The 12,831-nt window shown below is 51.0% G+C and carries 10 protein-coding genes; 5 read left to right on the top strand and 5 right to left on the bottom strand.

What is annotated here, in order from left to right:
- Window positions 1-27: 27 nt before the first annotated feature.
- Window positions 28-1,494 carry an ABC transporter substrate-binding protein gene (locus tag LQV63_RS17580; protein WP_233697702.1) on the bottom strand — a complete coding sequence of 489 codons (1,467 nt, stop codon included), beginning with the start codon at window positions 1,492-1,494 and terminating at the stop codon, window positions 28-30.
- A gap of 171 nt (window positions 1,495-1,665) precedes the next feature.
- On the opposite strand from LQV63_RS17580, the gene LQV63_RS17575 reads away from it, so the two are divergent.
- The gene (locus LQV63_RS17575; protein WP_019424225.1) at window positions 1,666-1,938 is read left to right on the top strand and encodes a hypothetical protein; all 273 of its coding nucleotides are present in this window, start codon (window positions 1,666-1,668) and stop codon (window positions 1,936-1,938) included.
- A gap of 110 nt (window positions 1,939-2,048) precedes the next feature.
- Here LQV63_RS17575 and LQV63_RS17570 read toward each other — a convergent pair whose 3' ends face one another.
- On the bottom strand, window positions 2,049-3,515 hold the full coding sequence (locus tag LQV63_RS17570) for an extracellular solute-binding protein (protein WP_233697701.1): 1,467 nt from the start codon (window positions 3,513-3,515) through the stop codon (window positions 2,049-2,051).
- A 485-nt stretch (window positions 3,516-4,000) separates the two neighbouring features.
- Here LQV63_RS17570 and LQV63_RS17565 point away from each other — a divergent pair, with 485 nt between their 5' ends.
- The gene (locus LQV63_RS17565) at window positions 4,001-4,699 is read left to right on the top strand and encodes a hypothetical protein (RefSeq protein WP_233697700.1); all 699 of its coding nucleotides are present in this window, start codon (window positions 4,001-4,003) and stop codon (window positions 4,697-4,699) included.
- Window positions 4,700-4,725: 26 nt separating this feature from the next.
- On the opposite strand, the gene LQV63_RS17560 is transcribed toward LQV63_RS17565, so the two are convergent.
- Window positions 4,726-5,595, bottom strand: coding sequence for an AraC family transcriptional regulator (locus LQV63_RS17560; RefSeq protein ID WP_233697699.1), 870 nt, complete (start codon window positions 5,593-5,595; stop codon window positions 4,726-4,728).
- A 160-nt stretch (window positions 5,596-5,755) separates the two neighbouring features.
- Between LQV63_RS17560 and LQV63_RS17555 the strand changes: the two genes are divergently transcribed.
- Genes LQV63_RS17555 through LQV63_RS17545 form a run of 3 tightly spaced genes read left to right on the top strand, consistent with a single transcriptional unit; the run spans window position 5,756 to window position 9,012 of the window.
- Window positions 5,756-6,664 (top strand): carbohydrate ABC transporter permease, encoded by a 909-nt coding sequence (locus LQV63_RS17555; RefSeq protein ID WP_233697765.1) that lies wholly within the window; start codon window positions 5,756-5,758, stop codon window positions 6,662-6,664.
- Window positions 6,665-6,677: 13 nt separating this feature from the next.
- Entirely contained in the window at window positions 6,678-7,583 is a 906-nt protein-coding gene (locus LQV63_RS17550; protein ID WP_233697698.1) for a carbohydrate ABC transporter permease, read from the top strand.
- A 52-nt stretch (window positions 7,584-7,635) separates the two neighbouring features.
- Window positions 7,636-9,012 (top strand): extracellular solute-binding protein, encoded by a 1,377-nt coding sequence (locus LQV63_RS17545; RefSeq protein WP_233697697.1) that lies wholly within the window; start codon window positions 7,636-7,638, stop codon window positions 9,010-9,012.
- A 135-nt stretch (window positions 9,013-9,147) separates the two neighbouring features.
- Here the strand turns inward: LQV63_RS17545 and LQV63_RS17540 are convergent, their stop codons facing one another.
- Window positions 9,148-10,131, bottom strand: coding sequence for a phosphotransferase (locus LQV63_RS17540; RefSeq protein ID WP_233697696.1), 984 nt, complete (start codon window positions 10,129-10,131; stop codon window positions 9,148-9,150).
- A gap of 150 nt (window positions 10,132-10,281) precedes the next feature.
- The gene (locus LQV63_RS17535; RefSeq protein WP_233697695.1) at window positions 10,282-12,615 is read right to left on the bottom strand and encodes a glycosyl hydrolase; all 2,334 of its coding nucleotides are present in this window, start codon (window positions 12,613-12,615) and stop codon (window positions 10,282-10,284) included.
- Between the last annotated feature and the right edge of the window lie 216 nt (window positions 12,616-12,831).

Here is a 12,831-nt window from a genome sequence, read left to right as displayed (position 1 = left end):
CGGTGCGAAGCATTTTTTCGTATTCAATTAATCCCCATATACTGCCTTCTGTACAGCCTCATCTCCGAATATCGATTTGTTCGGATTCTTTTTAATCATCGGCAGCAATTGGTTCCCTTTTGTCTCCCATTGCTTCAGCATGTCGGCCGTCGTTAATTTGCCTTCTATCCTTTTTTTGAATAGTTCTTCGGCTGAGTTCTTAACAATCCATAAATTTCTATACTTCTGATGAAGCTTCTCTTCGGCGGGAATGCCTGGAGCCGGCTTCATTGCATAGAAGGACTGGATATTATAATTCATTCCTTCTTTCGGTTTAATAAATGATTTGCGAGTCACCAACTCATAGGTAGAGCGGGATTTGATTTTTGCCCAATCCTCTCCGTTGATAAACTGTACGAATTGCCAAGCGTCATCCGGATTCTGCGCTTGCGTATTAATGGCCATAATGGAGTCGAAGCGCATGCCGCTGCTTATTCCTGGCGCTTCCGGATGGTGAGGAATGGTGACGACATCCCATTCGGGCATTTGATAGTTTTTGATTTTACCTGCATTTTTGCTTATGTCGAACAATTCCGAAGTATAGCTGTAGTAGTTCATCATCATTGCGACTTTTCCTGACAAAAACAGATCGTGTTCCAGTGGATTGTAACGTCCCTCGCCGAGGCTGCCGCCGTTGTCATCATCTTTTCGGCCAGGCATTATATTATCTTGGGACAGCTTCGCAATGGTGTCGTATACCTTCTCCCACTGCGGCGTATTGATCGCCATCTTTTCAGCCTTGTCGTCATACGTGCGCAGCTGCAGCGGCGCGGCATAATCGGCAACGCCATAAAAAGCAGTCCCCCATCGATACTGGTCGAAGCTGAAGCCGTATGTCCGGTCTTTTCCCTCGCCATTGGCGACTCGGCGGGCCAACTCGAATGCTTCATCCCACGTCATGCTGTCGGTTGGCAGCTCGACTCCGGCTTTCTGGAACAACGTTTTATTGTAGTACAATGCTTTAGACGAAAAGGTCGGTGCCAATCCGTAAATATTGCCGTCTCCCATCATTTTGATGGTGTCCATAACGGAAGGAATAATGTCGCTCGTATCGAAGCCATCCTTTTGGATCAGCGCATCCAATTGCTTGAACTGTCCATCCCGGACATATTGCTGAAATGAATCACTGTCCACGATGGCAACATCGACCGGATTGGCGCCGGTAAGCAGCTTTCGCATTTCCTCTGTCGGGTCAGGACCAGCCGAATCGGAATAGTTGTACTCGCTCGTATCGACGGCAGGAACGATTTCGATCGAAATGTTGCCGTTCATATATTCGAAGATGTCCGTATACTCTTGGCGTATGTGCTGCTCGTCTCCGCCGCCGTACAATACTCCGATGCGGAGCGTGCGCTCCTGCTCGTTCTGCTTCGCTTCCCCGCCGCATGCCGTCAAGAGCGGGATAAGCAGCATCATGGATAATGTCAGCAGCATCAGTTTGTTTCGTTTCATCATTCTTTTTCTACCTCTCCATTCTTTTGTTCTGGCAATGATTGCCTGTCCTCCTTCTTGTTACGTTTCTCGGAGGCATAATTGTGATACTTATTAGATGAGTGAGCGGCGCTTTTGGTTTTGCCTTTTTTCTTTTATAATGGAATTATGACTATAACGAGTGAGGGATCAGGTATGCAGTTCAATATCGTAAAGGCGAACATGAGTCAGCGCGAAGACGGCACCTATGCAGGACAAGTCGTCTTTACGCACGATCGTTTTTCATCTACGTACGAAATTACGTTTTTCAGCAAGAAAGGGAAAGAGTGGGACTATAGCTTGAACTTCACCGAACAATCCGGAAACGAAGAAGAAATGCTTGCGATGGATGAACTTCTCGAAGAGGATGACGATTTGTTCGAGCAGCTATTGGCGGCAGCCAAGCAGCAGATGAACCAGAATGCATAGGCCGCTTTAACACGGGTGGAATGTAAAAAAGACATGGAGCACTACGGCTCGATGTCTTTTTGATATACAGCATTTGTTATTCGAAAATTTCATTTTTTTTAGGCCTTCATTTATTCCCCGTATACCCCTTTTATGATATCATCGTCCTTGCCAATAGGGCCGTTCGGATTTTTCTTGATGGCCAACAGCAGGGCATTCCCTTTCGTCTCCCATTCTTTCAGCATTTCAGCTGTCGTCATTTTGCCTTTGATTACTTTGTCGAACAGCTCATAACCGGCGCTTTCAACGGTGTACAAATTATTGGCTTGGCGGCGCAGGTTTATTTCGACGGCATTATTGGGCGCCGGCTTCATTGCATAGAAAGACTGGATGTTGAAGTTCAGCCCTTCCTTCGGCTTGATATACGATTTGCGGGATACCATCTCATGGCTGGAGCGTGATCTGATTTTTGCCCATTCCTCGCTGTTGATGAACTGTATGAATTTCCAGGCATCATCTGGATTTTGCGCCTCTGTATTGATGGCAGTTATGGTGTTGAAGCTCATGCCGCTGCTAATGCCTGGCGCTTCCGGATGATGCGGAACTGTGACGACATCCCATTCCGGCATATTGAGGCCTTTGATATTGCCTGCATGCTTGCTGGCATCTAACAGCTCCGAAGTATAGCCGTAATATCCGAGCATCATGGCCACTCTTCCAGACAAGAACAGGTCGTGGTTCAGCGGACCGTACTCGCCGCTGCTTTCCATATCGTCATTCTGGCCGGGCAGTACATGATCCTGGGACAGCTTCGCGAGTGTGCCGTATACATGTTCCCACTGCGGCGTATTGATCGTCATTCGCTCGGCCTTGTCGTCAAATAGTCGCATCTGCAGCGGCTTCACGTAGTCCGACACGCTCCAGAATGCGTTGTCGCCTGGATACCTGTTGAAGCCGAAGCCGAATGTGCGGTCTTTCCCTTCGCCATTGGCAACCCGGCGCGCCAGATCGAATACTTCGTCCCACGTCATGTTGTCGTGCGGCGGCTCGACTCCAGCTTCTTTGAACAACGTTTTGTTGTAAAATAATGCATTTGACGAGAATGTTGGCGCCAGTCCGTAGATGTTTCCGTCCCCCATTGTCTTAATCGTTTCCAGGACGGAAGGAATAATATCCGAAGTATAGAAGTTGTCCTTTTGGATGAGCGGATCCAGTTGTTTTAAATTCCCATCGCGGACGATTTCCTGAAATGCGTCCGTATCGAGAATGACGACATCTACCGGATTGGCTCCAGTCATAAGCTTCCGCATTTCCCCTACAGGATCGGGGTTTTTGTCCCTCTCTGCCGGATCGGCATAGCGATATCCGCTCGTATCGACGGCGGGAACGATGTCGATGGAAATGCCGCCATTCGTATATTCGAAGATGTCGGTATATTGTTGGCGTATGTACTGCTCGTCTCCGCCACCGTATAATACTCCGATGCGGAGCACGCGCTCCTGTTCGTTCTGCTTGGATTCTCCGCTGCACCCAGCCACCAGCGGAACGAGCAGCATTAAGGATAGAGTCAACAGCAGCAGTTTGTTTCGTTTTTTCATTCTTTTTCAACCTCTCCAATCTGTCTCTACTTGTAATTCGCGCCTGTCCTCCTGCTTGTTATGATTGTCGCAGGGAGAATCTTACACTCATTAGATGAATAAGCTGCACATTTGGTTTTTAAGCTTTTTCCTTTATGCTGGAATTACGACTATAGCGAGCATGGGATAGACCGTTATATCATGAGTGGAACGCGAAAAAGTATGGTTGTGAGGATGGTGGAATATCGGTAACCGTAAGGGATGGGCTATTCACTTCAGTGAGGAGCGGTTGAGCTTGGCCGATCGGAGATTCCATATTATGCTCATTATCTGAATAGTTGGGATAGTGGGTAAAAGGGTTAATAAGCGCACCCTCTATTTTCAGAATTTCTTATTTCCAGCAATCTCTATTACTATATGGTATAATACGGAAAATGTGTCGTTTAATCATAGTTATCGATATCGCTAGAATTTCATTTTCATTTTTTTCGCACAGGAGGTATCCCGTGGAAAAGATCATATCGCTCTGCATCTTTCTCTTGCTAAGCGTTGCTCTCATTTCACCGGTACAAGGAGCCGACCTTCTCCACCGCTTGACTCATCATGATCAGGAAACGCTCGTTATCGGCCGAATCACCGCTATGGACGACACCTCCCTGCAGGTTCACGTGATGTATATCGTATCGGGGATCCGCACGAGTCATATCATTACTGTCAACCAGACATGCTGTGATGCACAATGGGAACAGTTGGCTGTGCAGGATACGGCGTTGCTTTCACTGGATGAGGCGGATGAATCAGAGCACTCGTACGACACGAAGTGGGGCCTGTATCCGTTGGTAATCGAAGACGGCCAAGCCAGATTGAACGGTTCTGAATCCAATCCAGATTATAAGGCGCTCGAATACTACATAAATAGCGGTGGGACTCCGCTTGCCTTCCACTTTGAAAATGACGTCATTACCGGGAAATATGACAATGGAGCCGCCGTTCGAATCGCGCCAGAGATGGATGAAGCCGCGCTGCGGTATAGCCGGGATGGGGTAAAGCAATTAATTAGGCCCAAATTAAATGATGATAATATCATACCGCTCGAATCGAAGGACACCCCAGATATGCTGTTCAAAGTGACTTGGAGCTTGGCCGTATTACTGGCTGTTGTAATTGCGCTAACGTATTTGATAAGAAGAAATCGCATGCTGTGAGCAGCAGAGGAGCGTTGCTTATGGAATTACTGTCGCTGCGGCTTGTCCTTCTCGCGGTAGTGCAGCGGGGACAGCCCGACGATTTTTTTGAACAGTCTTGAAAAATAATACGTATCCTCGTAGCACAATCGCGCTGCGATTTGTTTTACCGAAGCCGGGCTGTGCGTCAGAAGCAGCTTGGCTTCTTCCATTTTCAGACGGTGCCAGTAATCATGGAGAGCGCATCCGGTATACTGTCGGACCTTGCGCCGCAGCGTCGGAACGGACATATTCAAGCTGGCGGCAAGCATATTGTCGTCAATTGGCGTATAGATGGCTTGGCCCACTGCATCTAGAATGGCCGCTTTGTCGGATGAAGGAAGGGGAGAGGCAGAACCATTATCATAGTGGAGCGACATGTCGAACAGCATGAACTCGAACAAGAGAGCAGCCCGTTCGGCGAACGCGGGGGATGCGGATTCCAGCATGCCGTTGATTTGTTCAAGCTGCCGCCGCCATGCTCCGTCCGGTTCCACTAGCCAAATCCGATCCGCCGTCCCCCCGAAATAGCCGCAGATCTCCTGCCCTCTTTCCCCTGAGAACAGCACATAGGCAAGCTCCCACCCTGTCCCGCCAGACGGATTAAGGTCTAATACTTCTCCAGGGGGGATTAGAAAGCAGGACCCCGGACGCCCCGGCCGATCCGTGCCACTCCCGTATCGGTAGCTGCCCGTTCCACGTTCTACTATCAAGAATATCCAACACGCGCTCGTTAACTGCTCATATTTGCCATCGTTATGCCGGATCCGTCCGCATTCCAGCAGAGACAAAGACTGAATGCGGCGGGATGAGCCGTCTGTAAATGCAGAAACACGTGATTGAGCCTCCCGGATTATATAATCCATGAAATTGAACATAATGGTCATTTCACCTCGCCCAGGAACAACCTATAATTCTTTGTATCCGCTTACATGATTAACGAAAGCTGTTACCTCTCAGGCCCGTGAAATGAGAGGTAACAATCTGCCGTTGAATTGAACTTAAGGTGGTGATGATTTGTCAGCCAACGTGAACGCCATGTCCGGCCGCAAGCAGATCCGGAAGAGAAGATGGACACGCAACGATCGCATCGGTTTTTTGTTCGCCACGCCGATGCTGCTTGGCATTATCAGCTTTTCGATCTACCCGATTGCCGCGGCGTTGTTCATGAGCTTCCAACAGACAAACGGAATTATGGGCCATTGGGTCGGTCTGCACAATTACAGCATCGTCTTGTCCGACTCTGTGTTCTGGCGGTCTCTATCCAACACGATGTTCATGGGGGTCTTGTCCGTCGTATCGGGCATCGTCGTCTCCTTCGTGTTGGCGAGTCTGATTAACAGCTTGCCATGGACATTCGGCAGAAACTTCTTCAAAAGTGTCTACTTTCTCCCGAATGTCGTCTCCGCCGTAGCGACCAGCATTCTGTTCTCCTTCCTGTTCTACCCCGGGGAAGAAGGTTTGCTTAACTTCCTGCTCGGACAAATTGGGCTCGGACCGGTCGGCTGGTTCACCGATCCGACATTCTCGCGCTTCAGCATCGTGCTTATGAGCATGTGGGGGGCGCTCGGCTACAATACGATCATTTTTCTGGCCGCCTTGCAGAGCGTGCCGCGAGATTTGTACGAAGCGGCGGAGGTGGACGGCGCGAACGGGATTCGCAAGTGGCGTTATATTACCATTCCGTATTTGCGCCCGGTATTTCTGTTCATGGTAGTGATGGGCACGATTGGCGGCATGAAGCGTTTCACCGATGTATGGCTCATCGGCGGAACGGCTGGCAATCCCGATGGCACGCTGCTCACCTCGGTTCTGTACATTTATCGAACGGCCTTCATCGGGCATCAGATGGGACTGGCGACAGCCGCATCGTACCTGCTGTTTATCGTAATCCTGATTTTGACGGTGCTCATTCTGCGCACGAACCGCCGTCATGACATCGATTAGAGGAGGCCACGGGATGGCAGAACACAATTCCTGGAACGTGAATAAGCCTGTCCGACCGGGGCGGTCCCCGCGTCTTCCTTCGAAGCAGCGCAATCAGCGCATGGGCCGTATATTCCTTGTGACCGTCCTTTCATTGGGATCGCTCGTCATGATCGTCCCTTTTTTATGGATGCTCATCACTAGCTTCGATTGGGGCGCCCGGCTGAACATTCCATTTCCGCCGCGGCTATTCCCGAGACAATTCTCCATTCGCACGTACGAAGTTGCGTTTCTTAATATCGATATGCTGAAATACATTTTGAATTCTATCATCGTCGCCGTCGGCGTCATCATCGTCAGCTTGCTATCCGCACTATTGTCTGGCTACGCATTGTCTAAGATTCGGTTTAGAGGTGCCGGTGTCGTCTTGGTCGTGGCGCTCAGCACGATGATGATACCGTTCGAAATGACGATGATTCCGCAATATCTGTTGTTTGACAAGCTGCGCCTGCTCGATTCCTATTGGGCGTTCTATTTGCCGGCATTGAACTATGCATTCGGAACGTTTCTCGCGAAGCAGTTCATCGACCAGTTGCCTAATACGCTGCGCGAAGCGGCCATTATCGACGGAGCAAGGGAAGGTACCGTGTTTTGGCGGGTTTATTTTCCGCTTTGTACGCCCATTGTGGCAACGATAATCATTTTGCAGTTTCTGGGAGTATGGAATGACTTGCTGTGGCCTTTGCTCGTCTTGAGCGACGCGGGAAAGTACACCATTCAGCTCGGGTTGGCAATGTTCACATACAATCAAGGTCTGAACCGGATGCCGGCTATCATCATGGCTGCAACGACGGTAAGCTTGCTTCCGGTGCTCGTGCTGTACTTGTTCCTACAGCGATATATCGTGGAAAGCATCGCTTTATCAGGCATCAAGCAATAATGCGAGGAAATACGGTCTTGTATGATGCAGGTGAAGAACGGAGGGGAACGTTATGAAAAAATCGGTATGGCTTTATCTCTTCATGTCCATGGCTCTACTCGTCAGTGCGTGTTCAGGCGGCGCAACTTCTGGCGGCGGCGGAGACCGGAATATTGAAAAGGTATCGGACATCACGGGCACGGTTCGCGTTGCGGTTGCGGGCTGGGCGATGGAAAATGGCGTCGATACGTTGACCGGACGCAAGACGCTCGGCTTCAATCCATATGTTCAAGACACATTTAAGAAGATGTACCCGAACATCGAGTTGAAGGTGACGCAGATTCCGTGGGAGAATGCGATGGCGAAGCAGAAAGCGATGCTGCTCTCGAAGGACGTCGATCTGATATATACCGGCGGAGCCTATGCGAATCAGTTTTACCAGCAGGGGCTGATTCAGGATATCGATGACCTCATCGCGAACGACAAATCGTTCGATCCGGGCATTTATTTGGAAGGTGCCTTCAAGAACTCCTTCAGCGTGCGCTCCTTAGATGGGACGAAGCAATTCGGCATTCCGATCATTCTTGGCAAACGGATGGTCGTCTATGACAAGCAGATGTTCGAGGAATGGGGCGTCGAGCCGCTGTCCGCGAATCCGACTCCAGAAGAAATATTGGAGAAGGCCAAAAAGATGACAGGCAAAAATCCAAAGACAGGCAAGCAGAACTATGGTCTCTGGTTCAGCGGCAACAGCTTGAATCAATCGACCTTTGTGGCGCTGTCCTACGCGTATAACGTCAATGGTGTTGAAGGCAGCCTCAATGATTTGAAAAGTTTGAAATGGAATCTGAATACGCCTGAGATGACGAAAGTGCTGGACTGGTTCAAGGAAGCCGCGCCGCTGGCCCCGAAAGCATTCATCAATGGGCAGGGAGCGGAGAACTTCGGCATGGAGGAGAATAACATCGCGATTGCCATCGATTCGAGCGGCGGGGCGGCGTTCAACGAATTCCGCAGCTCGGGCAGCGCCGACCTGATCGACCGCTTCGTGCCTGTGTTGAATATGGGGCCAAATGGGGAAGGCTGGGTTGCCGTCGACCCGATTGTCATGGCGAAGGAGGTGAAGGATGAGAAGGCGGCATGGGAAGTGATGAAGTTTTTGACGAGCTACGAGACGCAAAAGTATTTTTACGAAAATTCCTTGGCTACGCCAACGCTGAAGAAGGCCGATTTCGTGGATGAAAAGGATATCTATACGGCCAAGGCGATGGAGCTGGCGGATATCGCGCGCAAAAATTTACTCGACGAGGCGAATCCGTTCTACAATACGCGCATGGTGCCGGTCATCAACGGGTTCATCAGCCAAGCGGCGAATGGCAACCCGACCGATATCGGCAAAACACTGTCAGACCTGCAGAACGATGCGGAGAAATGGTCGGCGGAGCAGTAAAGCCTAAGCCTTGCCTGAAAAGCCTGGCAAAGTTAACTGTTTATGCGATGAACTTCTAGTTCAATGCGGTGTACGATCTCTGACGATGGGATCGTGCGCCTTTTTATGTTCCATGTGCGGTTAGGGTATACGCAGCTATATATCTCCCAAAATTAATGGAAGCTGCTCGTTGTTATGGGCTAACCACAGCATTTCCTCCGCAAATCGGGTCTGAACGGCATTATGCTTCTCCATATTGGCGCTGATCCACCATATGCTCTCCAAATACCAAAGCAAGCGCAATGCGCGGACTAACGATCCGGAAGGAAAATCAGCCTCCGTCCGATAACCTTCAAGAAATGCCGAGGCAAGCTCTTGGTGAAAATGTCCATGATGCAATGCGCATGATAATATGGCCCGCGCCACATCGATCTCAGGATACTCAAAGTGGAGCCGATCAAAATCGAGAACCGCCGACACGCGATCTTTGTGAAACAGCAGGTTATCCACCCATAGATCACGATGGGCCCAACCTGTTTTACACTCGGAAAAAGCGTCAAGGTCTAACGTTTCCGTTACGTTCATTTGCAACGCGATGTTGGCTGCTATTTGCCTGTTATTACTGTGCTGAGCTTCCGCGAGCGCATTCTGCCAATGGAGCATTCTTTCCTTCCGTTCAGGAGGAACAAATTGCGGCTCGCTTTCCATGCCAAGTGTCCCATCATTCAAGACTCGATGGATTTTACCAGTAACACAGCCGAGATCAACCATTTGCTGTCGGTTGAAATGGCCTGGTTTAACGATTTCTCCGGTGGAGTAATCCATGATGATGAAATGTTCGTTCGCAGAGGAAGCGTGAAGAAGCCGCCCCTTATCGGCCATCAATTTGGGACACGGAATGCCTGCTTCATGCAGCCTTTGCTGCTGCTGCAATGCACGAGTAAGCACCTCAACATTTTTGAATCGGTTCGAATGGTATTTCTTTAACACGAATTCCCCTTGCTCCGTTGTGATTTTCCATTTTAAATTGAGCCAACCGCGAGCGATTGGCTGCCAAGACTCGATTTGCAAGCCGAATAACGGCTTAGAGATGTCTGCTAATTCGATTAACAGAGGATCAATTTGCTTTCGTTGCTCCATGGCTTCTTATCCCTTTCTTGGACGCTATCGGTTTAGCCTTCTTATTTTCGACATTGGGAATATACATTCCTGCAAAAAAGAGGCACCCCGATAGGGTGCTGCATGGGGGTGCCTTATGAGTGAACACATGACTTGCAATCAGAAGCTGTCTTATTCCTTATGAACGGGAATGGGCAGGATGTGAACATCGCCGTCATCGGGTTCTGGGCGGACGATATCGATGCTGCCATTTCCGACGGAGGCGATGCCGAAGGCTGATGGCTCAGCCTTCACCTGTGTGCCGTCAGAGAATGTGACGGTTTTGGCCCGGTTAGTCATGTTGTAGACGGCATACGTCCTTGCTCCGTCTTTATTAAATACGGCGTAGAGCGGATAGTCGGCGCTCACCGCCGGATCGGCCTGCCCCAGCACATTCAAGCTGCGAATCCAATAATAGGCGTTCGCCTTGGAATTGCCTGCCTCCGGTGTCATGGCCTCGGCATGAGCATCAAATAACGCTGCTGCTTCCTCGGGATTGGAGGCTGCGCGGTACATATAGACGATGTCTGCCCAGAGATTGAAGCTTATGCTTCCGTTCTCCGCCAACAGCGCCGCATAGTTCCTGTCGGCGTAATCCGGACGGTGCGTCAGATAGAGAGAAGCCGCGGTGATGGGCAGCCAGCTCATGCCGTACGATTGCTCCGGTCGGTCCGACCACCCGCTGCTCGCCGTCTTGCCGCCCCACACCATACTGGCGGTGGTGCGGGAGAAATCTTGCCGCTGCTTCGTCTCGTAGGCATCGAACCAATACTCACTAATCGCATTCATTTCCGTCGTGTACATATAAATGCCTAAGTCGCGTATCCGGGTATCACCTGTCGCTTCTCCCCACAAAATAAGCCCCGACCATGCGTTCATCGCTTCAGAAGGCGATCCGTTGTAATTGCCGTCGGCGAACTGGCCGTGGCCCGATTGCCACGAGTGTCCGGCATACGGATCGAAGCCGCGCAGGAACGGAAAGCGCGTGTCGCTGTGGTCCGCATTGGCGATATCTTGAATAAGCAGCTTGACCATCTTGCCCCATTCGTCGTCGCTGGACCAATCTGGATCGATGCGCGCGATTTCAGCCGCTGCCCGGATAAAGTAGCCATATTGCACATGATGGTCGTTCAATTCCGTGTCGGAGCCGTTCTCCGCTGGATAGCCGATTAGGGCGCCCCATCGTTCATTATAATAGAACAGATTGGAACGTTTGAGACGCTCTGTGTCGTCACTCGCTTTCAGCCAATCCTGCAGAATGCCCTTCATGTCAGAGCGGAACTGCTGCGCGGCTGCGGCATCACCGACTTGTTCGGCTATCGGCGCGAGAGCGGCCAGCTTGCCCAGACGTTTGCCGGTCTGCTGCGTGCCGGACGCACCCGAATAGGATTCGGCCTGCGCCTCATCCACATATCCTTGCAGTGCAGCGCGCTCATCCACACTAAGCTTGAATGGAAGCGAAGGGAGCACGCCCGTGAACTTCATTGCGGTGCGCAAGCTGTTCCCGGCCCCGGTCTTCATCACCCCGCGGACGCTGTCGTATTCGTAAGGCAGCAGTGCTGCATCGGTATGCTTCCATTGATGCGGATACAATGCGAAGATAGTGCCCTGCTCGGCACCTTCCTTCACCGACGTCGTCCACGTGTAGGTCGTCTGGACCTCGCTTCTATCCGCATTATATGACCAAGCCACCTTCGTATCTGTGACATGGGCGTATGCATAGCGGCGGAACTGCTCCAGCGTATCCGGACGATTGTCTGGCAGCGCGGCGATGGCGAAGTATGATTTCCCGTTCAGGCGATTCGTCAGCGTGTCCGTGCCAATGCCGTCCCATGTGCCTCCGGAAGGTCCGAATAGCCCGTAATGCGCGCCGTCGATTGTAATGCCGAGCACGGAAGCTTGCTCATCACCCGACCATATAGTCGGGGAGGCGGTGAAGGAGAGCTGTGGGCTGCCGCCATGAAACATGAAGTACACATAGGGGGAACCAAGTCCGTATGAGGCATTCATGGATCGGCTTCCGGCTTCGTAGCGCGCATTGACGAACCAATCGCTGTAACCGTCTACTGAGGCTGCTGTGAATGAAGAGGCGCTTGTATGGCCTACGGTGAAGTCGGGTGTGTCGCTCATCGTACCGCAAATGCAGGCGGGATGTGCGGCAATGCGCGGGCCGGGAGCATAAACGCTCATTCCGTTCGCTTCATTCTTGACTGCAAGCGGGTGAGGATATTGGGCCTCGGAGTATGTATTCCATGCCAAGCTGCTCCACCAGCGGTTCGTTGGCATGGCGCCGGAAATCCGGCCAGTCCGGTATAGGCCTGTCTGCGCGTTTTTGGTTCCGTTAGGCGGCAGCGTAGAATAGGAGCCTGAACCGAGCCGCTGTTCTCCCGAGAACGCGGATAGGGGCACAGACGTCAACAAGACAAGGCATGCTGCAAGCATAAGGGCGAAGCCCTTTGTTTTCATAAGTTCCCTCCTTTGTTTGGCGATAATATGCAATCGTTCGACAGCCTGCATAGATAGGGTTGGTGCTTGTTTTGCATGTGGGAAATTATGATCCAGTATATGCTTTCTTTAGCGGCATTCAGACCTGTCCGAGCGGAAGGGCGGCAAACATGGTCCAGCGGTATCCGAGGCTGTTCGATAGAGGCGGGCATGAGAAAAACCTGCACGGCAAAGATG

It is taken from the genome of Paenibacillus profundus, assembly GCF_021369635.1.
Taxonomy (GTDB): domain Bacteria; phylum Bacillota; class Bacilli; order Paenibacillales; family Paenibacillaceae; genus Paenibacillus_B; species Paenibacillus_B profundus.
The sequence above is the reverse complement of the archived record's forward strand: the minus strand, read 5'-3'. Positions and strand labels throughout refer to the sequence as shown.